Raw genomic sequence first — 23,697 nt, 5'->3', positions numbered from 1 at the left:
TACTGCTGAAGAGGGTTTTGTTAGGATAATAAAATCAATAAGTTAAATATTCTTCCAAAGGGAAAAGGAACATTTTTGAATTTTTAGAAGTTTCCTCTTGTATAGCTCGCCTGGGTTGTCATCAATCCATTAACTGACCATTTTAGGTCTGTTAGTACTAAAGTAGTCACGTTTGGGTCGCAAGTCTTTGCTGACGGGCAATAGTGTCGTTTGTAAAGAACCGGAGCTAATAGCTGCAAGAGTTAAATAAAGAAACACAAATGACTGGTCGAAATAAGAGACCGATATGAATGAGGCAGTGTGTGAGAAGAGTGATGCCCCAAGTGTCCATATCATAAATGGTGAGACAGCGGATAAGCCATCCACTTGCCGTAACTTCTGCCCAACAAAGGAAAATCCTTTGGCCAGGATAGCGATGAACAGAAACATTAAAGGTAATCCACCATCTACTCCCATACGAAGGTAATGATTTGTAATATCAATATGATCTCCGCTCCAAGCGACACCGTAAGCCATCCAGTGACGCGTGAAATCAGTACCCACCAACCACCATTCAGAAATATGCGCTAAGGCAGATTCAATTAGCGCCGCCCGATGCCAACTGGTGCTGCTGCCCGTCAGATCAATGCGTGCTATTAGATAGTATGCAGGTGCCTTCATCACAATATCCAGCCCTATATAACCCAGCAATACAGTCCATCGGATAAGTCGCATGTGATCGCGTAAACTCCACATAAACAATGCAACAATGGCGAATGAGGCGCTCATGATTGGACCACTTGAGGCAGACGCAAAAATCATCGCCAAACATGCGCCAATTGCTGCAACTGCAGTTTTTCTATACCGATCCCAAAGACTAATCATTAACGGTAGGCATACAGCACCGACCGTCCCTGCGAGAATCGAATGAGCAAACGGCCCTTGGGCACGTATCTTGCCATCGCGAATATCTGGAATTTCAGGCACACCACCCAATGCAGAAAAAAAATTGTGACCAGTCATTTTCTCAGCGAGCATTTCAATGGAAAGTGGAATCAACACGAATGCCGTCATGCGGCACAATCTGACTACATCATCCTGCGATTGACAGAAAACACGAAGCAAGAAAAAAATACCGCACGCATTATAAACTAGGCCGAGCCGATTGACTAAAACTCCAAAAATGTCTTTGTGGAATAAACTGCTAATCAACGCCCAGGTGGCCCATACCACCATCAGCTGGTCGAGGCTGGTCATCCGACCCTCCAAACGCTCACCGCGTATGACCAGCCGCAGGAGACCAACAACTATCAATATCCGGAGAGAGGGAAGATGAAACGGTCCAAACGTAACAATATCCCCAAGTGTCATGTAACAAGCGCCAACCAATAGAGGCAAAGCAGCCCACCTCCGGGGAGTTGTTAACAATATAACACCATTAAGCAATATAAAAACTACAGCTATAGAATTCATGCGAAGGCTTTAAAATGCTGTCTCATAGGTTTAAGCGAATGGATATCAAATATCAGCCAAATAATAGCAGTTATCAATAACATTCGAAACCTCTAAAAATTCAAAAATCCCTTGCTCTCTTAGAAAAAAAGTTGGGTGGTAGGATAAAGCACAGCACCCTCTCGCCCTAGCCCTCCCCCACCGAGAGCGAGGATTGAAACTCCCTACATTTGAAAAGTTATACCCATCTCAATAAGCTGTAATTTGAACTCCCCTCATCCTGACCTTCTCCCTTTGGCATAAGTATCTACACAAGTATCTGCCCCTTCTCCCTTGAGGGAGAAGGTCGGGATGAGGGGGATATAAACAGTTGATTTTATTCTCCTCACTCCAACCCTCCAGCAGGAGAGGGAGTCCGTTGCTTTTTCAACTCGTTGTTTTTATTACGCCGAAAAGTTGTGTAGATACCTATGCCCTTTGGAGAAGGGATAAAATGATAATTATTGACTGATCACTGTAAGCGCTCGATTAACTGCATCTATTCCTAGCCGTTAAAATTGTGTCAAAGTAACTTCATTTTGAATATGAGGTTACGGTTATGTCCGAAACGTCGTCAGAACATGACAAAACTGATAACAAATCCCTAACCGAACAGGAGCAGTATTGGCTTGACCACTATCATCGTTGGCAACAGTCCGGTTTTAGCCTGGCGGGTTATGCGCGCAGCCAAGGTTTGTTGGAGAATACCTTTTATGGCTGGCACGCTAGGTTGAAGCAACGCGGTCTGGCAAAGCCAGAACCAGCGCCCACCGTATTTCACCGCGTTGCCATTAAATCACCTGACGTACCTATTTCTGATAAGACTGACGATGGAATAACCTCATTACGTTTTCGTCTGCCCAATGGCATTGACTGCGAGATTACTGGGATCAAGCCGAGCAGTTTTGCCGATTTGTTGGAAATGCTGGCTTGTATTCGCCTATGATGCGCTTTGCCGATCCGCAGGCGGCAGTGTACATCTGCGCTAAGCCGGTCGATTTTCGCAAGGGCATGGGTAGTCTGGCGGTGCTGGTCGAGGCACAACTGAAGCTCGATCCCTTCGCCGAAGCGGTATTCGTGTTCAGCAATCGCCGATCAAATGCCATCAAAGTCTTATACTGGGAACGCAACGGTTTTTGGTTATGGCAAAAGCGGTTGGAGAAAGACCATTTCGTTTGGCCAAAAGCAAATAATACAGGTGTCGTCTCCTTGACTATCCAGCAATTGGAATGGTTGTTGGCAGGGTTTGACATTAACCGGATGAAGCCGCACCAAACGTTGAGATTTAGTTCGGTTTTATAATGTTTTTGATGTCTTTTCAATCGTTTAACGCTTGTCAATATGGTATAATTAAACCTATGGAACAAGCACTTGACCTACCTATAAACATTGAAAGTTTACAGGCACTGGTACGTCAGTTGCTAAGCGAAAACCAGCATCTCAAAACCCAAAAATCCCATCTGCAAGAACAAATCCGGTTGTTAATTCACAAACGCTTTGGCGCCAATTCAGAGAAATACACTGCCGAACAAGCAGACCTGTTCAACGAAGCCGAAGCATTTGTTGAAGAAGGCACCTGCGCTGAGAACGAATTAGCCGAGAATGAACAGCAACCCTTGGCTATTGAGCAGAGCAATCCCGGCCAAACAACGGTTAACAAGCCTGGCCGCAAAATTTTACCAGCAGAATTACCCCGGATTGAGATTATTCATGGCCTTCCTGCCGATCAGAAACGCTGCCCCAAAGGTCACGCCTTACAAGAAATCGGCACTGAAATCAGTGAGCAACTGGACATTATTCCCGCCAAGATTCAAGTTTTAATGCATATCCGCAAGAAATACGCCTGCCTATGCTGTGGTGATAGTGTCAAAATTGCTCCCATGCCGCCCCAGCCCATTCCCAAAAGCAACGCCTCACCGAACCTTTTAGCCTTTATTGCTGTCGGTAAGTTCCTGGATGGCCTGCCGCTGTACCGGCAAAGCAGACAATTTGACCGGATCGGTGTCAATTTGCCAGGGCGACCTTGGCAAACTGGATAATCCGCTGCGGGGAGCTGCCAACCTTTGATTAATCTCCTGCAAGAGCAGATTAACAGCTATCCTATCCAACAGATCGACGAAACCCGCGTCCAGGTGTTGAAAGAACCCGGCAAACAAGCGACAACACAATCCTATATGTGGGTGCAGAAGGGCGGGCCGCCTGAAAGCCCGGTTATCCTGTTCACCTACTCGCCGTCCCGCAGCCAAACCGTTGCCCAACAATTGCTCGAAGGCTATCAGGGCTTTCTGTAAACCGATGGCTATACTGCGTATGCCAATGTTTGTGCAAAGCAGAAATTACGACATCTTGGCTGTTGGGCGCATGTCAGGAGAAAGTTCGACGAAGCCTTAAAAGCACAGGACAAGAAACCATCTAATCCAAACAGTCTGGCGCACCAAGCCTTGCAAATGATCCAGCAACTGTATCGGATCGAAGCCGACATCAAACACTTGCCGCCGAAACAAAAGCAAAAACACCGGCAAGCACAGTCAATGCCAATACTTAAGGCTATGAAAACTTGGCTTGACCGCGCTTTAGCCCAAGTTACGCCGAGCAGCTTAGCGGGTAATGCCCTCACTTATATGTCGAGACAATGGCCGACACTCATCGTGTATTGTGAAGACGGCAGATTAGCCATTGACAACAATGCGGTGGAGCGGGCGATCAGGCCGTTTGTCATTGGCAGGAACAACTGGATTTTCTCAGACACCGAAAATGGCGCAAAAGCCAGCGCCAATCTGTACAGTCTGATTGAAACCGCCAAGTTGAACGGCTTAGAACCCTACCAATACCTATGCCACGTATTCAGGCAACTGCCCAAAGCGCGAACTTTAACCGGCATCGAAACACTTTTGCCTTGGCAAATTGATAATATCACCAGTAACGAAGAGTGGGAAGCAAGGCGAGCCGCGTAAGCAAGGCAAGGCCATGCTGATGGCGGTATGTGGCTAGGTGAAATTATTTCACTATTGATTGATAGATTAAGGCTAAGCCAACCCTGTTGGAGGCGCATTCAAACTTGGATAATGGCAAGGAAGTAATTGAACCCACCGAAAAACAATAGCCATAGTGGACACTCCAACAACCCTAACAAATAAGCTAGACTTATTGGCGGAAAAGTTTATCATTCACAAGTAATTAACTTGCGCGTTAAGTGTTGTTATTTCTCTGGACATGACCAAACGCATTGAGTGTCATTTCAAATGCTAGAAAGAAATATTAAGTTACTGAAATTTAAGATTTCTCCCGATGGTCGAAATGACAAAAATACAACCAATGCAACATTTATTGAATTTTTGTTATGTACAAAGGTATCGTTTAACGCATTTTTCCCCATATTTTCGGAAGCGATCTTAAGGCGGTTCACGTTAGGGTTCAGGGCTGAAGTTAACAAGCGAATGGGCAAACCTGCCGACCAAGCGCTTTGCGCTGTCAGCTAAAGGGGCAGATCAACGGCGGCCTTAACTATTCTGTCTAGCGCAAGTTACCCACTCACCTAACAAGGATTGAAGATGGCAGATACAGAAACCAGAGTACAACAGGCAACGACTGAAAACGGCGGTACGGTGGCGGGAGGGCTTGCGCCGGAGGGGACAGCTTCTCGTGTGCATCAGGTGTTTTTCCGAAAATGGCTGGCTAAAGCAAAAGCTGTCTACAACTCTAAAACGGTAGCGGCGGGATTACCTTGTATTCCGGCTCACCGTCAAAATCCTTATCGGCAAAATGAATTGTCGCCGTACCGGTGTAGTCGATGATATTGAAATATTCCTTGCCGTAATCAACATTGAGCCGTGTGCCACGTCCGATGATCTGTTTGAATTCGGCAAGCGAGCCGACAACGCGGGCAAGCACCACATTCTTGACCATTTCGGCATCAACTCCAGTGGTTAGCAATTGCGAAGTTGTCAGAATGGCTGGCGTCGGCAAATCCACGTCTTGAAATTTAGATAAATGGTTTTTCCCTATATCCCCTTCGTCACTGGTGGCCCTGCACACATAATCAGGGTATGTTTTCCGCAATTCTTGGTTTAAGTTGCCCAACTCGTGCCGCATTTCGGCGGTATGTTCCTGGTCTACACAGAACACCAACGTTTTTGCGAAGCGATCAGAGGCTTTCAAAAAATTGCTTAAATGTTTGGTGATAGCTTTGGTTCGCGCACGGAGCGCAACTGCTTTTTCAAAATCCTTGGGTTGGTATTCATCATCGGGAATTGGGCGACCATAACGATCCAATTCATCTTTAGATGGTCGCCAACCGAGGGCATCTACATCGGTAATAACTCTATGGACACGGTAAGGGGCGAGAAAACCATCCTCGATGCCGCCTTAGAGAATATGTATAAATAGGGTTGCCAAAATAGTTATAGGTATCCCTGCTTTCATCCCTTAGCGGAGTTGCTGTCATGCCTAATTGCACGGCTGGTGAAAAATAGGTCAGGATTGCTCGCCAACTGTTATCTTCTCGGCTGCTGCCCCGGTGGCATTCGTCAATAATGATAATATCGAAGAAATCGGCTGGATACTCCTTGAACACATCGGTTGCCGGGCTGGAAAGAGACTGATAAATGCTGAAATACATGTCACGGCCTTGGCTGACATCAGACGAACTTATCTTATGCCGAACATCCTCGAAAGGGGCTAACATCTTTGCCATTGGGTCATCGACCAGAATATTTCGGTCAGCGAGATATAAAATTTTAGGGCGACGAAACTCTCCTGACCGATTCCATCGGCTTTTCCAGAGTTTCCAGCAAATTTGGAAGGCGACGAAGGTTTTTCCTGTACCGGTTGCCATTGTTATCAGTACCCGATGTTTTCCAGACAGGATGGATTCGACTACCCGATTAATAGCAATGTGTTGATAATAACGTGGTGTTTTACCAGATGTTAAATTAAATGGTTCAATCCATGTTTTGGCTGTTGTTTCGGTAAATGTATTGGCAGCGGTAAGGCGTTGCCAAATTTCCTCTGGCTTAGGAAATTGGTCAATTTCGGTTTCTTGGCCAGTTAGGTAGTCGATTTCAATGATAGTATGGCCATTGGTCGCATAGGCGAAGTTGAGGCCAAGCATTTCGGCATAAATGCGTGCTTGCTGCACACCAGTTGTTGCGCGTTCGCCCTCTGCGAACCTTGCCGCCAGTAACAATGATACGCCCGTTCGTAAATGACCGCTGTTCACCAAGTAGATACGGTAAGTTATCCCAACCAGCAGTTTGCAGTTTAGGTGTGACATATAGGCGACAGGTATCGGGTTCGTTTAAGGGCATCTGAAAATTATTATTATTACGGTATCCGATAAGTTATTTATTAACCTTAGTTGACAGTAGAAATGTTGATTGAGATTTTAGCACTTACGCGCTAAAAAAATTCGTGTAAACATAATCTTCCCAATATGTTCTTTTTCAGAAAACGACTGTTTTTTAACATAGTTTTACGAATAATGCTAAATTTAGTATAGGTAGGATTTGGAGAGAGACAGAGTTATTCGGAAGGAAGCCCAAACATCACTGCCTTAGCAATGATGTTCAGGTTAGGGGTATTGTTCCCCTTTAGGGGTGATTTTGGGTAGTGCAGTCGATATAAGACCAACCGTGTTCATTTGCCAACGATTCTGCTAATTGGCGCAATACGGGTAATTTTAGTTTGCCACAGTCACCGAAGCAGTGACTTAGGCCCTCATGGTCGCGCAGGTAAACAGAGAAAAACGTAGGTTCTTCCTCATCAACCTCACAGAGTCCGTGGACATCGTGGTACAGGCGCTCTTTGACACCGTGTATCGTAATGCTTTGGTACTTGCTTGCCTGATCTAGCGTGAAATTGATGTTTACCACGAAGCCATGATCGCTTACCGACATATAATCACTGCTGAGGTCTTCGTAACAGTCCAATTTATAAGCATTCCTGATTACCCACAATGAACAGCCAACGTTACAAACTGTCCATACTGACAACACTGGCACATCAATGAGGGTAACATCATGCAAAACAAAGTCCAATTTCAAAAAGGCTTTAGCCTGAGTGAGTTCATGACGCATTATGGGACAGAAGGGCAATGCCGAAAAACCCTTTTTCAGTGGCGCTGGCCTCAAGGTTATGTTTGCCCTGGATGCGGTGGGTCTAGCTACTGCACCCTGAAAACGCGGGCGGTTTATCAGTGTAATCGCTGTCATCATCAACACTCCTTCATTAGCGGCACTATTTTTTCAGCCACTAAACTTCCGTTGACCACCTGGTTTCTTGCCGTCCACTTGATTACACAGGCCAAAACCGGACTCTCGGCGCTGTCGCTACGCCGCCAATTGGGTGTTTCCTACAACACCGCCTGGAGCATCAAACAGAACTGGAGCATCAAACAGAAGTTGATGCAGGCAATGAAGGAAGGCGATGACAGCAAGCCACTTTCCGGCGTCATCCAGTTGGATGACGTGTATTGGGGCGGTGAACAACGGGGCGGTAAACGGGGGCGGGGCTTTTCCAACAAAACACCCTTTGTGGCCGCTGTGTCAGCCAACGAAAAGGGGCGTCCAATTGCCATGGCTATGAATGTAGTCAGCGGGTTCCGCTCGCAAATAGATTGCGAAGTGGGCCAAGTCCCATCTTGGCGCCGATAGCCTCGTGGTCTCGGATGGACTGGCCTGCTTTGCCGCTGTCACCGAGGCAGGATGCCAGCACACCGGCATCGTCACCGGTGGCGGCCCTGAATCTGTTTCTCTGGAAGCCTTCACTTGGGTCAACACCATGATAAGCAATGTTAAAAGGTCGATTAACGGCGCATACCAGGCTATTAACCACAAACACCTCCCACGCCATTTGGCAGAGTTTTGTTATCGCTTCAATCGACGGTCCGTTCTTGATGATATGCTGCCCCGACTATGTTACGTTGCAGCCAGAACGCCCCCCTATGCCCATGCGGTTGCTGAAGATGGCTGAGTTTCATGGGTAATCAAGTAGTCCTAAGTATTATCCGAAGCCATATGACATCATTCAAAACAGTCTGTGGTTTTGCGCTTTTGTTCCTTTCTACGCAATGGGCAATAATATGTTTTGGAGATAATTTAGAACACTGTATTTGAGCTATTGGATACCGCAATAACCTTGCTATATCATAATTTTTAGAACGACCATAACTGTTGGCATATTGATCCTGATACCGGGTAATAATCTCGCCAATCGTATCTTCCAATGCTCTGCCATGAATGGACTCATACTCAAACTCCTGAAAGCGTTTATCGTGCCATTGTTGCGCTAGTTCTTTTTTTGAAAATGTCTTGCTCTCCCTAACTTCATTTCCATCAATCGTTTTTCGCACAAATATTCGGTAAGATACCAATCCATTTTTGTTTTTTATTCTGGTCGGCTTTGACATTATCGCACCCCCACTTAACCGCACGATGAAATTCATCGTGCGTATATAGTGCGGTATAGTGCAAAAAACAACCTAAAATTTTAATAAATGTTCATGAATTATCCCAGCAATATCCATGAAAATAGCGGCATTACATCACACAGGTTCTGCGTGGCTCCCATGATGGATTGGACTGATCGGCATTGCCGATTTTTTCATCGCCTTATTTCTCAGCATGCATTGTTATATACCGAAATGGTAACAACGGGGGCTTTGATACACGGTGACCACCATCGGTTTTTGCAATTCAATAATGAAGAGCACCCATTAGCATTTCAATTGGGTGGCAGTAACCCTCCTGAATTGGCGCTGTGTGCAAAAATGGTTGAGGATTATGGCTATGATGAGGTTAATTTGAATGTCGGATGCCCCAGTGATCGCGTCCAAAATGGTCGATTTGGTGCTTGTTTGATGTTAGAGCCCGAACTTGTGGCAGACTGTGTCGCTGCAATGTGTGCGGTGGTTTCGATTCCGGTGACGGTTAAATCGAGAATTGGTGTTGATGATAGGGATTCTTACGAAGAATTGGCATTGTTTACTGAGAAGGTTGCCAGCGCAGGTTGTAAGACGTTTATTATTCATGCCAGAAAAGCGTTGTTAAAGGGCTTGTCTCCTAAGCAAAATCGGGAGATTCCTCCGTTAAAATACGATGAGGTTTATCAACTAAAAGCGGAATTTCCTCAGCTCGATATCATTTTAAATGGTGGCGTTATAAATTTGGATCAGACCGAAAGTCTGTTACAGCGTCTTGACGGTGTGATGGTAGGGCGTGAGGCTTATCAGAATCCTTATCTGTTAGCCGACGTTGATAATCGCATTTTCAACACATCTGTGCGGTCAAAATCACGCCATGAAATCATGGTCTTATTGATGCCCTACATTGAAGAACAATTAGCACAGGGCGTTCGCTTAAATAGCATCACCCGCCACGTCTTAGGGCTTTTTCATGGTCAACCGGGCGCGAGGTGGTGGCGGCGACACTTAAGTGAGAATGCGACGGGCGCAAATGCGGGTATCAATGTGGTACGTGATGCGTTAGCTTTTACGGTTCATTGAGGTATACTTCCAAAACTACATTTATGAGAGCAGCGCACAATGGAAGAACAGTTTTCAAAAATTATCGCAGCAATAGGTGAGGATCTAGGCCGTGAAGGCTTGCTTGACACGCCAAAACGTGCGGCTAAGGCATTCAAATTCCTCAATAATGGCTATGAGAAAACGCTGGAAGAAGTCCTGAATGATGCGATTTTTACTGCAGATTCTGAGGATATGGTTATCGTCAAAGACATCGAATTGTATTCTTTGTGCGAACATCATCTGCTACCTTTTATTGGCAAATGCCATGTTGGTTACTTACCGATGGGCAAAGTCATAGGCTTGTCTAAGGTCGCTCGCGTAATTGATATGTACGCCAGGCGTTTGCAAATTCAGGAAAGGCTGACCAAACAAATTGCCGATGCGATTATGCATGCGACGGGCGCTAGAGGCGTTGCCGTTGTGATTGAAGCTAAGCATTTATGCATGATGATGCGCGGTGTTGAAAAGCAAAACTCAGTGATGACAACTTCTGTTATGACTGGTGCTTTTCGTAAGGAAATCAGTACCCGTTCCGAGTTTTTAACTTTAATTAGTCGCTAAGCTGCTTGATGAGTGGCTTTAAAAAGCTATCGTTAGTTTACTAAATAACCCGTTTCTGTCTATTTTAAGGTCGTCATATGCAAGAAACCATATTACACAGTTGGCAGGATGAAGATTGGCCTACTATCAAATCCAGCCAGCCGTTACCAATGGGCGAGGGCGTTATTGATGCAACTGCATTTAACACCATTGAAATTGACAAGGTTTTTGAAGCAGTCAATCATGCTTCAACTACTGTGGGACAAGCGGTATTGTATCGATCTTTGTGCCAGCCATTAAGTGACATTAAGGCAATCAAGGCAAAACAAGAGGCGGTCACAGAGCTAAGAAAAAACCAGAAACTGAAAGATCAGTTAGAAGAAATGGTGACAAGTGCGGCAACCAATGAAAAAAACCTGCATTTATTATTGTTTGGTGAATTTTTAGGGGCGTTTTCACAAGCCCGAGCTAAAAATGAAATCGAAGGCTACGGTTATAAGCAATACAAAAGCGGTGTTCGCTTTATTCAGGATTTCGTTAGCAGTATGCAGGCGGCTGAAAAGCCTAAAGGAAAGTATCTAACTGAGCTTTTTAATAAAGTAAAAGTATTCTCAGAATCTCGTTACTACGACTTGATGGAAGGCCCGGTTTATTTTGTAGAAGGCAAGATCACCACCAAGGAAGAACGTGGTGATTCCAAATTTCCCGTTCCGGTTATATTTAAGCCGCAAATTTTCAAACCTGTCTTGCTGGCATCGATATTTGGTTTGCTCTGGCTTATTTCGATGTTTTCACCCGTCAGTATCACACCTTCCATGCGTACTGTTGCCGTGTTTCTTGGCCCATTATTATTATTGTATTTTCCAATAGTTGGCGGTTACGACCGAGATAATTGCATTATCCCGTTAAGAAATGAATATAAAAAAGCCGAACCGGTAGCCGAATTGTTGGATGTTTTAGGGCAAATCGACGAATTGTTGTCGTTTATGAAATTTGCCGATAATTTCACCCATAATACGGTTTTGCCGACACTTGAAGAAGCCAAACACCATCGCATTAACCTCACCTCGGCAGTCAATCCCGTCTTAGGAAAAGAAAACTCAGCATACGTAGGAAATGATTTTGTGTTGGATGATGACAAGCTGGTGTTGCTAACCGGACCAAATAGCGGCGGCAAGACTGCATTTTGTAAGACAGTGACGCAAATTCAAGTGCTGGCGCAAATTGGCGGCTATGTGCCTGCAAAGTCAGCAACATTAACAGTTGCTGATCGAGTATTTTACCAAGTGCCGGAAATTAGCCATCTGGACGATGGGGAAGGGCGCTTTGGTACCGAATTAAAACGCACCAAAGACATCTTTTTAGCATCATCGGCAAAAAGTTTGGTGGTATTGGACGAGCTTTCTGAAGGCACGACTTTTGAAGAAAAAATGGAAGCATCATCAAATGTACTTAACGGATTTTTTAGGAAAGGCAACAGCACTATCCTAATTACCCATAACCATCAATTAGTCGATCAATTTGCCAAAGTAGGCACGGGTGTTGCTCAACAGGTTGAGTTTGCCAATGACGCACCGACGTATCGCTTAATTTCGGGTATTTCCAGAGTCAGCCATGCTGATCGGGTAGCCAAGAAAATTGGTTTTTCTAAAGAAGATATTGATAGTTATTTTGATAATCAAGTAGATGCGTCAAGATGAAGTTAGGTAGTGCGTTAACTAATAGCGCAACCAAAGCGATGTTGCTTGGCTCTGGTGAGCTGGGTAAGGAAATTGCTATCTGCTTGCAACGCTACGGAGTGGAAGTCATCGCCGTAGACCGCTACCCCAATGCACCCGCCCAACAAGTTGCCCATCGCAGCCATGTTATCACGATGACCGATGCGGAAGAATTGCGTAAAATCATTGATTTAGAATGTCCAGACCTTATCATTCCTGAAATAGAAGCGATAGCAACTGATGCTTTGGTTGAGATCGAAGCTGAAGGTCTTTGTCGCGTAATACCTAACGCCAGGGCAATCCAACTTACCATGAACCGCGAAGGTATCCGTACCTTGGTTGCCGAAACGCTACAAATACCGACCTCAAAATACGCATTTGCCGAAAGTTTTGGGCAATTAAAAGCCGCCGTTGATGGCGGAATCGGTTATCCCTGTTTCGTTAAACCCACCATGTCGTCTTCGGGCAAAGGTCAAACCATGGTTAAAAGTGCCGAGCAACTTGAACAAGCGTGGAATTATGCTAAAGTCAGTGGCAGGGTTAACACCGGAAAAGTTATCGTTGAAGCTAAAGTGGATTTTGACTTTGAAATCACCCTGTTGACGGTAAGGGCTGCAAATAGTGAAGGTAATGTCCAAACTTATTTCTGCGAACCCATAGGTCACGTCCAGGAAAACGGCGATTACCGTGAAAGCTGGCAACCGCAAGCAATGACTGAATTGGCATTGAAAACGGCGCAAGATATCGCGTATAAGGTAACGGATGCCTTAGGTGGAATCGGTTTATTCGGCGTTGAGCTGTTTATTAAAGGCGACAATGTCTGGTTTTGTGAGGTAAGTCCCAGACCGCACGACACAGGATTGACTACACTTGTAACCCAAAGGCAGAATGAATTTGAATTGCACGTGCGGGCTATATTAGGTTTTCCAGTAGATACAAGCTTGCAAAAGCACGGTGCTAGCGCTGTAATCCTCTCGGAAATAAAAGCACAGGATTTTGTTTATACCGGTTTGGATGAGGCCTTGGCGATACCCGATAGCGAAATAAGGCTATTTGGAAAGCCGGAAGCATTGATTAATAGACGAATGGGCGTAGCGCTAGCTTCATCTGAAACAGTCGCTGAAGCTAGAAACAAGGCGCATAAAGCCTCAAAGTTAGTGAATATTTATTCTAATAGAGCAGACATAACATGATAAAAAAAACAATTTTTTTATTGACCTTATTGGTATCAAATCTAGCGGTAGCTGACATCTATAAATTAGTCGATTCAAATGGTCGTGTTCACTACACAGATGAACCCAGAAGTTTCCTCTATAAACGTATCATCAAGACGAGTCCATACCGTCTGAAGATGATTAGTGAGAGCCGGTTAAGGACTAGAGAACTCAGCAATCACTTCCCAACTGTATTTCATAGCTTTAGTGATCGCTTTAGCAGTCGCAGCGTAAAAAAGAATAGATATTCTGATTTAATCGCCAATGCCGCTACTAGGAATGGGGTTGAAGAAAGATTGTTACACGCTGTAATCCAAACAGAGTCGGCTTATAACGCGGGTGCCATATCCCCAGCCGGCGCAGTTGGCTTGATGCAGCTAATGCCAGGTACCGCCAGGCGTTATGGGGTGCTTAACCGAACCGATCCAATCCAGAATATTGATGGCGGAACGAGATACTTAAAAGATTTATTGGGCATGTTCAATTACAACCTTGGTCTCGCTGTAGCCGCTTACAATGCCGGCGAAAATGCAGTCATACGGCACAACAATTCCATCCCGCCTTACCCTGAAACCCGCAACTATGTTCGGCAGGTTTTGGCTTTATACCACGGCTCTCTGTAAGAAGACGGTTTCGTTCTCCCGTGCAAGTTAGGATGTAATTTCACTTCGGGCGTTTTTAAAAATGCCCCGCTTGAGATCCTTCCTTGCTCTATTTTCACCACAACTAGCCCCGTAAAATGGTCTAAACAACACACGAACGCTATCAGTTGCAAATGAAGGGCATCGTGTCGTTTAGCCCAGATATGGACTTCTCTATTTTGCAAGTCATTTCTTTTGGCTATGCCACCGTTAAAAATGGAATTTTCATCTGCTTCTAAAACCGAAGTGCTTGATGCGATGAATACAGGCAGTAATTCTGCGCACCACTTTAAGCCTGACAAATTCAACAACCAACTCGATGCTTGTGGCATTATACCAACTATTTATCATCAAGTTACTTTCGTACTAGCCAACATTAAAAAGTGCCAAACAAGCAACTTATTTCTTCGTTACCCTATTTTTCTGATAGTGCCACGTTATTTTCCGCTATTGCGAACCAGCCTTGGGCGGTATTTCTCGATAGCGGTTATCCCCATAGTGACCAGGGTCGATACGATATTCTTGCCTCAGAACCAGTGACTACGTTAGTCACGCATGGCGAAATTACCCAAATCAATCGAAACGGTTCGTTGATAGATTCCAGTGATGATCCGTTCGATTTGGTAAAGGAGGAATTACTTGCTAATTCATTCGAAGGCTTCAAAGATTTGCCTTTTAACGGCGGTGCTGTCGGTTATTTCTCTTATGATTTGGCTCGTCGCCTGGAAAAGTTACCTGTCATTGCAGACGATGCCGAACATATTCCTGAAATGGCGGTTGGCATTTATAACTGGGCGGTGGTGGTCGATCATCACCAACGTCAGAGCTTTTTGGTCGGACAAGGCTGTAATGAAGAACATTGGCAGTCGCTTATCAGCTTATTTAGTGCGTTACCAATTAAAGATCAAACCAAACAGTTCAAGGTCACTAGCGAGGTCAAATCTAACATGGATAAGGCCAGTTACAGCCGTGCGTTCGATAAGATCAAACATTACCTCAAAGAAGGCGATTGTTATCAGGTCAACCTAAGTCAGCGTTTTGTGGCTAATTGCAATGGCGATCCTTGGGTTGCATATAAATTGTTGCGGGAAATGAATGCTGCGCCGTTTAGTGCCTATCTTAACTTCCCCGATGTGCAAATATTAAGCTCGTCACCCGAACGCTTCTTAAAACTTGAGCATGGTCGAGTTGAAACTAAGCCGATCAAGGGTACAAAACCGAGAAGGGCTTACCCGGCTTCGGATTGGCAACAAATCGATTTGCTACGCAATAGCCCTAAAGATCGGGCAGAAAATCTGATGATTGTAGATTTGCTGCGTAACGACTTGAGCAAAACTTGCAAAACAGGCTCGGTAAAAGTCCCGGCTTTATTTGCGGTGGAAAGTTATACCACTGTGCATCATCTGGTCAGCACTGTGACCGGTATTTTGGCCGACGGTCAACATGCGCTGAATTTGTTGAAAAGCTGTTTTCCAGGTGGATCAATTACGGGTGCGCCTAAGATTCGTGCCATGGAAGTCATCGAGGAACTGGAACCTAACAGGCGCGGGGTTTATTGCGGCACTATCGGTTATATGGGTTTTGATGGCACTATGGACAGCAATATCGCCATTCGTACCTTGGTGCATTCCAAAGGTACGATACGGTTCTGGGCGGGTGGCGGCATCGTTAATGATTCCGATGTCGAAGAGGAATATCAGGAATGCTTTGATAAGGCAGGAGCATTGTTGAAGTTGTTGAATAAGTTAAGGGAATCTCTAAAAATTCAAAAAACCCCTTCTCCCTCTGGGACGTCTACATGGATGTAGGCATCCCAGAGGGAGAAGGGGCAGATACTTGTGTAGATACTTATGCCCAGAGGGAGAGCGTAGCGAGGGTTCTGGGGGTTTTTAGAGATACCCTTAGAACCAATAAAAACATGGATGTTAAGTTATACCAATCCCAATAAGTTGCTATACGAATCCCCTCATCCCAGCCTTCTCCCTCTGGAGAAGGTTTCAATGAGAACTTATTGGGATTGGTATTAGTAAGTGGAAAAATGTTCCAGCACAAGCACATCCATCAAGGGCAGCATAGCGTGTGCTGAAGGGAAGGGGATAGGTTAACTTTCTCTTATCAGAAATTCTTCAATTTGCGCAGAGATTAAAGGTTTGCTAAACAGATAACCTTGCAATTCATGACAGCGCTTATTTCTCAGAAACGCCAGTTGGGCATCGGTTTCCACGCCCTCGGCAGTAACTTTCATGTTCATGCTCTCAGCCATGGCGATGATAGCGGTTGCGATAGCTGCGTTTTCTGAATCTTGCTCTATATTACGAAGAAAACTCTGGTCGATCTTCAGGCGATCAATAGGGAAGTTTTTGAGTCGACTAAAACTGGAGTAACCCATCCCAAAATCGTCTATTGCCAATTGGATGCCGATTTTTTTGAGAGCGTACAGGGTGTTTAGAACGCTATCCTCATCTGAGATTAACGCGCTCTCGGTTAACTCCAATTCCAATACATGAGGATCCAATCCTGTTTCGGCCAATATCTTTGCGATCAGCAAGGAGAAGCCTTTGTGCAGGAACTGCATTCCAGAGACATTTACAGCCATGCGGGTGAGCAAGATCTTCTTGTTTATCCAGCTTACAGCTTGATTACATGCTTGTCGCAGAACCCATTCGCCAATGCTTACGATCAGACCTGTCTCCTCCGCCAATGGAATGAATTCATCCAGAGGAATCTGGCCAAGTTCTTGGCTGTCCCAGCGGAGCAAGGCTTCCACGCCGAGAAATTTATTTGTTGCGACATCAAGAATCGGTTGGTAATGTAACTTCAGTTCACCGCGTTCAATGGCTTTGCGAAGGTGGTTTTCCAAGGAAAGACGGCGTAATGCCAGCTCGGTCATCTTGTTCGAGAAATACCAGTAATTGTCGCCGCCCTCGCGTTTGGCGTAATACATGGCCAAGTCGGCATTTTGTAGTAATTCCTCTGCGGTGTCGCCGTCATCGGGAAAGATGGCGATACCGATGCTGGTCGTGGTATGGAGTTCGTGATCACCGAAAATGTATGCTTGAGCCAGATTAACACGTATGCGTTCGGCAACGGTTGCGGCATCCTCGTTACGTTCGATTGTCGATAAAAGTACGGTGAACTCATCCCCGCCCAACCGCGCCAGCGAGTCGCCTTCTAGGTTTGTGCCCACGCGGATCAGTGCATCGCTAGCTCGCAGGCTTTTTCGCAAACGGTTGCCGGTCTCTTGCAGAACCTGATCGCCCAGGTGATGCCCCAAGGTATCATTGATGCGCTTAAAGCCATCGAGATCCAGAAATAGGATGCCCAGTTTCAGATTTTGTCGACGCGCCAAGGCTATCATATGCTGCAAATGTTCCCGAAAAAACTGTCGGTTGGGTAGCTCGGTCAGGGTATCAAAGTATGCCATACGATGAAGCCGTCGTTCACTGTCCAGTAGACTTTTAGTGGTTTGACTGGCTTTGAGCATATAACGAACCCGGTGACCTAACAGCGGGATATTGATTGGTTTGGTAATGAAGTCGGTTGCCCCGGCCTCAAAAGCGCGATTGATGGACTCAAGGTCTTCCAGTCCGGTCATCATCAACACGGGTATATGTTGGCCATTGGGCAACTTTCTAAGCTTCATGCAGGTAGCAAAGCCGTCTATTCCATCTGGCATCATCACATCTAGCAAGACTGCGTTCGCGCCGTGTTCCGCAAATAGCTTCAAGCCCTCTTCACCACTGGCAGCTTCGGTTGTTTGCAGTCCGGTCGCCTGGAGTGCCTTAGCGACCAACAATCGTATTAAAGGATCATCGTCAATGATGATAATGTGGGACGGGTCTTGCATGTTTGTGCATTCCTAGATTAATGGGTAAGGATTACTCAAGATAAGTATCCAACACCATACGGGCGTTATTGAACTCCTGCTTGATGCGCGCAAGCGCTTTACCCGACGCATCGTAGCGATGATTTCTTGCCTCATTTTCCACTTCTCGGCACAATTCTGCAAGTCCGTGAGCCCCCACCTGATTACTGCTGGACTTCAAGGTGTGAGTTGCCGAACGAATCGTGGCAAGCTCGCCCATAGCCCAAGCTTGCTCCAGGGATTGTAAAAGGTTATCAGCACTGCTCAGATAGAGCGTGAGGATTCGTTGCAGTAATTCATTACTTCCAGAAGGATCTAGGTTGCGAATAGTCTCCAGCGCGGTTTCATTGATGGTCGATTCGGTTGTTTTGGGCGGTTCTGGCGCATCGGGAGTTTTTGTAACAAGCGACTCTATCAAGGCATCCGCGTTGCTCAGATAGCGTTTCGTGATGCGATGCAATAATTCATTATCAGCGTTAGGGTTTAGGTGGGGTGCTTTTTCCAATATGACATTATCGACGACCAATGTCTTGATTTGGGGCGGTTTCGATATATCAGTAAATATTATCGAGGAGGCTTTCACCCACATTTTGATCATACGCAGCAGAGATTCAGCTCTAAATGGCTTGGCTAGATAGTCGTCCATACCGGCAATCAGGCATTTTTCACGGTCACCTTCAATCGCGTTAGCCGTCAGGGCAATGATGGGGAAGTGCGGTAACTGACCCGTATTTTGTCGTCGCCTGATTTCGGCAGTCGCTTGGTAACCATCCATTTCAGGCATCATACAATCCATCAGAACCAAGTCATACCGCTTTTGTTCGACAGCCTGGAGTGCTTCCTGACCGTTTTGGGCAATGTCTACTGAGCAGCCAAAGCTTTGTAGCATATACTGGGCTACTTCCTGATTGACTGGGTTATCCTCGGCTATCAAAATATGTGCGGTGAGTGAGGTTGGTGCGGCGTACACAGCGTCTGGCTTGTCGGCTGATAAGCCTGAATCTGGACTTAGTACGCTTAGCATACATTGATGCAGGTCGGCCTTGCGTATCGGTTTAATGAGGTAAGCGGCGAAGCCGGATTTTTTTGCCTCGGCGGCTTCACCTTTGAACAAGGTAGAAGTTGCCATGATTAACGGTATCTGCGCCAATTGCGAATCAGCTTTGATGCGCTGACACAATTCGAGGCCATTCATGCCAGCCATTTTCATATCGATGATTGCCAGATCGTAAGCACCCTGACCCTCAACCGGATTTCTGAGTAAGTCCAGTGCTGCCAAGGCACTGGGGACGGCATCGACCGACATACCCCAAGACAGTGCGTGGTTTTGCAGAATATCCCTGTTAGTATCGTTGTCTTCGACGATTAGCAGTTTCCGTCCTGCCAGCTCTGACGGTCGTGGTTTTCTTTGATCCAATATCAAATGGGTTGCCAGGACAAATGGCAGGATGAACGAGAAGGTGGTTCCCTGACCAGCACGGGTTTTTACGCCAATCTCGCCACCCATCATTTCGACCAACTGCTTAGAAATCATTAGCCCCAGGCCAGTACCACCATATTTACGGGTGGTGGAGCCGTCGGCTTGGGAAAATGCCTGAAATAGCCGTGGCAGGGCATCTTCGCTGATCCCAATACCGGTGTCGCGCACGTCAAAGCGAATCTTGAGTGGAGCGTCATCATCCACTTCCATGACATCTCCACGATTATTGTCTAGGCAGACATCAACGACTATTTCGCCATGACCGGTGAATTTGATAGCATTACCTATCAAATTGCCGAGCACTTGCCGTATTCGAGTAGGATCGCCTTTGACACCTTCTGGCACCCCAGGTGCTATGCGTGAGCTAATTTCTAAACCTTTACTATGGGCGCGTTCAGCAAATAACTCGAGGACATCCTCGACTGTTTTGTGCAGGTTGAAATCCAGGCTTTCCAGCTCAAAGCGTCCAGCCTCAATCTTTGAAAAGTCGAGAATATCATTGATTATAGACAACAATGATTCACCAGAACGATGAACAGTCGTCGCAAAGCGTCGTTGAGTTTCAGTTAAGTGAGTACCCAACAGTAATTCAGCCATCCCTAATACGCCGTTCATTGGGGTGCGAATTTCGTGGCTCATGTTGGCAAGAAATTGGGATTTGGCGGCATTGGCCGTTTCAGCCACATCTTTGGCATGACGTAATTCAGTCGTCCGCTCATCTACTTGTTGCTCAAGATTGGCGCGGTGTTCCTGCAATTGCGTGTCCCGCTGCTGAATCTCGATGAGCATGGTGTTATAAACAGTTGCCATTGTACCGAACTCATCGGCGTTAATTTTTTGGATATGATAGGTAAAGTCTTTATTGTCAGTGACCGACTGCATGGCTTGCATGAGTTCCAACAATGGTGCTAAAAAAATCTGCTGTAATTTCGTGGACACAAAGAAAATACAAATACCGGTAAATATAACAATGAGGCCAATGATTAAATAGAATCGGTTGAGTAACGCTTGCAAGCCGCTTTGGTCATCAACTAAATGTAAAACACCTTGCAGCTCCCCATCTTGCATAATAGGTCTAAGTAAATGGAGGTAACTGCTTTCATCATAAGTGATTGTTTGCTTATAAGCCGAAGCAGACGAATTTTCCGAATTTGGATTAAAGTTTTTGTTAAACCAATCGGCAACTTGGCTACGTAAGGATTGTAGATGGTTTTGCGGTTGCGGTTGTGCGTTGTTTTTTGGTGCTTTAATCAACGATATGACGGTTTCGCCAGACCAGCTCGCTGTTTTAGCCTGGTTTGGCTGATAAGTCGCAAAAATAGCGCCGGAGCCGTTATATAAATCTGCAGAGACAAGGCTGGGTTGCTTGCTAAAGCCACTTAGCATTTCAATAGCGGTCTGGTGGTCATTAAATGACAGGGCTGCAGAGGCATTCCAAGCAATAATATCGGCTATCAGCACTAATTGTTTTTCAGTTTCATTTTTTTTGGTGAAATATTCGTTAATCACGACTGCAGTCGTTGCTAATAACAGCGCCAATATGGCAGTTAACGTCATGATCGAGATTAATTTTACGCGTATGGGGGCGTTATTAAACCAGTTCATAGTTTTAGTTGCCGATCACTTTAGCCAGTTTTAATAACCGTGAACTGATGGTTAATTTTGATTCACGCACCACCGACAAGTTTACCTCCAGATTGATCTTGTCATCGACATTTTCCAAACCGACCATCCCACCTTGTGTTGCAAAATCAGTACCTTCCCCTATCGTTAACAGGGGGCGTTTTTTTATTTCAACAAAAATCTGTGCCAGTATATTTTGCTGTAATCCGCTGATATAAAGCGCACGGCACTGTTCAAAATTTCGTAATCGCGACAGGTTGATAATATGCAAAGTTTTATCGCCCACAGCTTTAGCATCAATACTGGTAAAGGATTCTTGAGCCACGTTATCCCCGATTACACATAAATCGATGGTGGTTTTTATTTGAGCCTCTGCGGGCCAACTGGTAAAACGCACAATATTCAGAGCCAAGGCTGCCAATACCGTTTGTTCTTCCAAAGACTGTGCATAGGTTGGCGCGTGAGCGTTGAGTAATAAATTCAAGCCCAGCACTAAGGACAGCCGCTTTTTGACGGTTTTGCCCAATGGGTCAAAAGCCCCAGCTTACTTTGCCGTACATGCCTCGGTCAATTCCTGTAGGCAGGGTTTGGTTTTCCTGGATATATTCCAGGTGTTTTTGTGCAAGCAGGTTTTGGCCAACCAGCGATAGTTCAAGGTTTTTATGGGGTCGCCAAGCTAGGCGCAAATCTAGGGTAACATAGGGTTTGATACGAGGGGCACCAAATTCACCAATGGTAAAATTAGCATCTACGTAACGAAACCAGAAATCCATATCAATATTCTTCCAGGGTGATAGGGCTCCACGCAATGAAGCCCGCTGTTCGGGACTTACTGGGGTAGTCCTATCATTTCCAGTAAGCTGAGTATGTAACCAACTATAATTAAGATCCCAACGCCACCAGTCTAGCATTTGCCAAACGGTAGCTACCTCAATGCCATAAGTCTTCACCGAATTAGAATTGACAAGTGCAATAGGTAGTTCAAAATTGGTTCCTGTAAAGCTTGGCGTTCCTGGAAATACGCCACGTAGGTCACGGTAGTCATTATAAAATCCTGTCAAATCCAAAGACATGGTCTTGGAAAAAGTTGTCCTATAGCCGACTTCATAAGCAATCACCTCTTCAGACCGTAAGTTAGGATTGCCTTGCGTAAATGTCGCAAGCGGTATATTCGGGAAGAACGGCGGCGATGGTGGATTGGGGATGATACCGGTCAATACTGTACCCCCCTGTTCGGCACGTGATGGGGTACGGACTGATCTTGAAACGCCTGCGCCCACAGCCGATGTTGGTTGTGGGGTGCCCACATGATCCTAGCCGAGGGCTGGCCTTCAAAGCCGCTGTAATCATTATGCTCAAATTTGGAGCCGATTGTTAGCCACAGTTTGTTTTCAATCAGCGTCAGTTCGTCTTGTATAAAGCCACTAATTAGCTGATCGTTGACGCTGTTAGGTGTTATATCGAAGATCTTTCCACCATTTTGTAACCGGTTACCTGCAATAAAATCATGCCCATAGCGGTAATTTAAACCCCAGACGATTTCATTCCAGTCCAACAAGGTAAATCGGTGTTGAAAATCCACGTCCAGGGTATCGCGACTGTCGGTATATTCTGCATCATTGCGCGTATAAGTATCATAGTAAAACTGTAAGGAATAGTCAGAAGTCGTCGAAAAAGTATGCTGATAACGGCCAAGTACATTGCCGCCATAGCTGTGGGTTCTGTCGTTCTGGGTAAACGCAAAAGGTGGCGAAGGTTGTTGAAAAATGGATGATTGATTGATATTGGCATGATAAATATCACCTTGGAATTTTAGGGTGTCCTGGGTATTTAATTGTGAATCCAGGCGAAACCCACCTTGCACTTTGTCCCAGTTATCACCAGCACCTTCGCCCGTCAAATGTGTGTTTTCGTCGCGATTAAAGCCTTTGACATAAGCTCTAGCCGTGGTGTCCTTACCAAATTTTGTACCGTAACGGAATGAGCCAAAACCCTGCTCTTCAGTACCGCCACCGGCATTCAATAGACCGCCCTGGGTCTCGGATGAATGCTTGGTGATGATGTTGATTACGCCGTTCATCGCGTTAGCACCCCATAAAGTAGCGCCAGGGCCACGGATAACCTCAATGCGGTCAACGTCTTCCATCATGACATCTTGGTTTTCCCAGTACACACCAGAAAAAGAGCGGGTATAGGCGCTGCGTCCGTCAACTAGAACCAGTAGTTTATTGGCGAAACGACCATTAAAGCCTCGAGAACCAACCGCCCATTTGTTAGCATCAATTCTGGCAACATTAAGGCCAGGAGCCAAGCGTAACGCATCGGGAATGTTGGTGGCACCGGAGCGTTTAATGTCATCGTTGCTGATTACAAATGCGGCTGCTGGTGCATCATTCAAGGATTGTGCTTTTTTGGCGACGGAGGTAACTTTCACATTAAGCAGATCTTCAACGCTTAAGTTGACGGCCTCATTTTGTTCTTCGGCTTGAGCGAAAGGGCTTAAAAATAACATCACTAACAAGATGTAATTACCAATAGCTATGTTTGAATTTGTCATCATATGATTCACAGATGGTTATTTTGCATAAGTTTTTGCTATAGTCGGGCTTGTGTGACCGACTATAT

Annotated in this window: 19 protein-coding genes and 2 pseudogenes; 10 read left to right on the top strand and 11 right to left on the bottom strand. The window is 45.6% G+C overall.

Translation table 11 applies throughout. The annotated features are described in order from the left end of the window. Positions 1–129: 129 nt before the first annotated feature. Positions 130–1,236, bottom strand: coding sequence for an O-antigen ligase family protein (locus ABL924_RS04750; RefSeq protein ID WP_349025921.1), 1,107 nt, complete (start codon positions 1,234–1,236; stop codon positions 130–132). Between the two features lie 793 nt (positions 1,237–2,029). On the opposite strand from ABL924_RS04750, the gene ABL924_RS04745 reads away from it, so the two are divergent. The 3 genes and pseudogenes from ABL924_RS04745 (at position 2,030) to ABL924_RS04735 (ending at position 4,424) form a co-directional block, all read left to right on the top strand. Further along, complete coding sequence (locus ABL924_RS04745) at positions 2,030–2,416, top strand: hypothetical protein (RefSeq protein WP_349025920.1); 387 nt, start codon at positions 2,030–2,032, stop codon at positions 2,414–2,416. Next, on the top strand, positions 2,401–2,772 hold the full coding sequence (tnpB, locus tag ABL924_RS04740) for an IS66 family insertion sequence element accessory protein TnpB (protein ID WP_349025919.1): 372 nt from the start codon (positions 2,401–2,403) through the stop codon (positions 2,770–2,772). The genes ABL924_RS04745 and tnpB overlap by 16 nt, the downstream gene beginning before the upstream one ends. Further along, a pseudogene (locus ABL924_RS04735) lies at positions 2,772–4,424 on the top strand (IS66 family transposase). Before tnpB ends, ABL924_RS04735 begins: the two are co-directional and overlap by 1 nt. A 745-nt stretch (positions 4,425–5,169) precedes the next feature. Here the strand turns inward: ABL924_RS04735 and ABL924_RS04730 are convergent. The 3 genes from ABL924_RS04730 to ABL924_RS04720 form a co-directional block, all read right to left on the bottom strand. Continuing rightward, positions 5,170–5,742, bottom strand: a complete 573-nt coding sequence (locus tag ABL924_RS04730; protein ID WP_349025918.1) for a helicase-related protein — start codon at positions 5,740–5,742, stop codon at positions 5,170–5,172. Positions 5,743–5,791: 49 nt separating this feature from the next. After that, on the bottom strand, positions 5,792–6,742 hold the full coding sequence (locus ABL924_RS04725; protein WP_349025917.1) for a DEAD/DEAH box helicase family protein: 951 nt from the start codon (positions 6,740–6,742) through the stop codon (positions 5,792–5,794). A 316-nt stretch (positions 6,743–7,058) separates the two neighbouring features. Continuing rightward, a complete protein-coding gene (locus tag ABL924_RS04720; RefSeq protein WP_349025916.1) occupies positions 7,059–7,511 on the bottom strand; it encodes a hypothetical protein in 453 nt (150 codons plus the stop codon). Here ABL924_RS04720 and ABL924_RS04715 point away from each other — a divergent pair. Further along, positions 7,485–8,452 (top strand): annotated as a pseudogene (locus ABL924_RS04715) (IS1595 family transposase). The gene ABL924_RS04720 and the pseudogene ABL924_RS04715 overlap by 27 nt on opposite strands. Here the strand turns inward: ABL924_RS04715 and ABL924_RS04710 are convergent. Further along, entirely contained in the window at positions 8,453–8,875 is a 423-nt protein-coding gene (locus ABL924_RS04710) for a hypothetical protein (RefSeq protein ID WP_349025915.1), read from the bottom strand. Positions 8,876–8,968: 93 nt separating this feature from the next. Between ABL924_RS04710 and dusA the strand changes: the two genes are divergently transcribed. From dusA to ABL924_RS04685, 5 genes are all read left to right on the top strand, one after another. Then, the gene (gene dusA, locus ABL924_RS04705; protein ID WP_349025914.1) at positions 8,969–9,970 is read left to right on the top strand and encodes a tRNA dihydrouridine(20/20a) synthase DusA; all 1,002 of its coding nucleotides are present in this window, start codon (positions 8,969–8,971) and stop codon (positions 9,968–9,970) included. Positions 9,971–10,009: 39 nt separating this feature from the next. Further along, the gene (folE, locus tag ABL924_RS04700; protein ID WP_349025913.1) at positions 10,010–10,552 is read left to right on the top strand and encodes a GTP cyclohydrolase I FolE; all 543 of its coding nucleotides are present in this window, start codon (positions 10,010–10,012) and stop codon (positions 10,550–10,552) included. Positions 10,553–10,629: 77 nt separating this feature from the next. Further along, on the top strand, positions 10,630–12,231 hold the full coding sequence (locus ABL924_RS04695) for a DNA mismatch repair protein MutS (RefSeq protein WP_349025912.1): 1,602 nt from the start codon (positions 10,630–10,632) through the stop codon (positions 12,229–12,231). Then, positions 12,228–13,442, top strand: coding sequence for a formate-dependent phosphoribosylglycinamide formyltransferase (gene purT, locus ABL924_RS04690; protein WP_349025911.1), 1,215 nt, complete (start codon positions 12,228–12,230; stop codon positions 13,440–13,442). The genes ABL924_RS04695 and purT overlap by 4 nt, the downstream gene beginning before the upstream one ends. Beyond that, positions 13,439–14,086: a lytic transglycosylase domain-containing protein gene (locus ABL924_RS04685; RefSeq protein WP_349025910.1), complete on the top strand. Its 648-nt coding sequence runs from the start codon at positions 13,439–13,441 to the stop codon at positions 14,084–14,086. The genes purT and ABL924_RS04685 overlap by 4 nt, the downstream gene beginning before the upstream one ends. Here ABL924_RS04685 and ABL924_RS04680 read toward each other — a convergent pair. Then, positions 14,044–14,436: a hypothetical protein gene (locus tag ABL924_RS04680; RefSeq protein ID WP_349025909.1), complete on the bottom strand. Its 393-nt coding sequence runs from the start codon at positions 14,434–14,436 to the stop codon at positions 14,044–14,046. The two genes, ABL924_RS04685 and ABL924_RS04680, sit on opposite strands and share 43 nt — an antisense overlap. Before the next feature lie 51 nt (positions 14,437–14,487). Between ABL924_RS04680 and pabB the strand changes: the two genes are divergently transcribed. After that, complete coding sequence (pabB, locus tag ABL924_RS04675) at positions 14,488–15,912, top strand: aminodeoxychorismate synthase component I (RefSeq protein WP_349025908.1); 1,425 nt, start codon at positions 14,488–14,490, stop codon at positions 15,910–15,912. 293 nt (positions 15,913–16,205) lie between these two features. Here pabB and ABL924_RS04670 read toward each other — a convergent pair whose 3' ends face one another. From ABL924_RS04670 to ABL924_RS04650, 5 genes are read right to left on the bottom strand one after another with little or no spacing between them, the layout of a single operon-like run. Then, positions 16,206–17,951, bottom strand: coding sequence for an EAL domain-containing protein (locus ABL924_RS04670; RefSeq protein ID WP_349025907.1), 1,746 nt, complete (start codon positions 17,949–17,951; stop codon positions 16,206–16,208). 31 nt (positions 17,952–17,982) lie between these two features. Further along, positions 17,983–21,054 (bottom strand): response regulator, encoded by a 3,072-nt coding sequence (locus tag ABL924_RS04665; protein WP_349025906.1) that lies wholly within the window; start codon positions 21,052–21,054, stop codon positions 17,983–17,985. A gap of 4 nt (positions 21,055–21,058) precedes the next feature. Further along, a complete protein-coding gene (locus ABL924_RS04660; protein WP_349025905.1) occupies positions 21,059–21,598 on the bottom strand; it encodes a YfiR family protein in 540 nt (179 codons plus the stop codon). Between the two features lie 4 nt (positions 21,599–21,602). Beyond that, positions 21,603–22,352 carry a TonB-dependent receptor gene (locus ABL924_RS04655; protein ID WP_349025932.1) on the bottom strand — a complete coding sequence of 250 codons (750 nt, stop codon included), beginning with the start codon at positions 22,350–22,352 and terminating at the stop codon, positions 21,603–21,605. Then, a complete protein-coding gene (locus tag ABL924_RS04650; RefSeq protein WP_349025904.1) occupies positions 22,286–23,632 on the bottom strand; it encodes a TonB-dependent receptor plug domain-containing protein in 1,347 nt (448 codons plus the stop codon). Before ABL924_RS04650 ends, ABL924_RS04655 begins: the two co-directional genes overlap by 67 nt. Positions 23,633–23,697 lie beyond the last annotated feature (65 nt).

The sequence above is a fragment of the Methyloglobulus sp. genome (assembly GCF_040079455.1).
GTDB lineage: Bacteria > Pseudomonadota > Gammaproteobacteria > Methylococcales > Methylomonadaceae > Methyloglobulus.
This window is presented reverse-complemented; position numbering and strand designations above follow the sequence as displayed.

Coding starts and splice junctions, on each gene's coding strand:
- ABL924_RS04750 (WP_349025921.1), bottom strand. CDS start 1,236: ATGACCAGCCTCGACCAGCTGATGGTGGTATGGGCCACCTGGGCGTTG.
- ABL924_RS04745 (WP_349025920.1), top strand. CDS start 2,030: ATGTCCGAAACGTCGTCAGAACATGACAAAACTGATAACAAATCCCTA.
- ABL924_RS04725 (WP_349025917.1), bottom strand. CDS start 6,742: ATGTCACACCTAAACTGCAAACTGCTGGTTGGGATAACTTACCGTATC.
- ABL924_RS04710 (WP_349025915.1), bottom strand. CDS start 8,875: ATGTCAAAGCCGACCAGAATAAAAAACAAAAATGGATTGGTATCTTAC.
- dusA (WP_349025914.1), top strand. CDS start 8,969: ATGAATTATCCCAGCAATATCCATGAAAATAGCGGCATTACATCACAC.
- folE (WP_349025913.1), top strand. CDS start 10,010: ATGGAAGAACAGTTTTCAAAAATTATCGCAGCAATAGGTGAGGATCTA.
- ABL924_RS04695 (WP_349025912.1), top strand. CDS start 10,630: ATGCAAGAAACCATATTACACAGTTGGCAGGATGAAGATTGGCCTACT.
- purT (WP_349025911.1), top strand. CDS start 12,228: ATGAAGTTAGGTAGTGCGTTAACTAATAGCGCAACCAAAGCGATGTTG.
- ABL924_RS04685 (WP_349025910.1), top strand. CDS start 13,439: ATGATAAAAAAAACAATTTTTTTATTGACCTTATTGGTATCAAATCTA.
- ABL924_RS04680 (WP_349025909.1), bottom strand. CDS start 14,436: ATGCCACAAGCATCGAGTTGGTTGTTGAATTTGTCAGGCTTAAAGTGG.
- ABL924_RS04670 (WP_349025907.1), bottom strand. CDS start 17,951: ATGCAAGACCCGTCCCACATTATCATCATTGACGATGATCCTTTAATA.
- ABL924_RS04665 (WP_349025906.1), bottom strand. CDS start 21,054: ATGAACTGGTTTAATAACGCCCCCATACGCGTAAAATTAATCTCGATC.
- ABL924_RS04650 (WP_349025904.1), bottom strand. CDS start 23,632: ATGATGACAAATTCAAACATAGCTATTGGTAATTACATCTTGTTAGTG.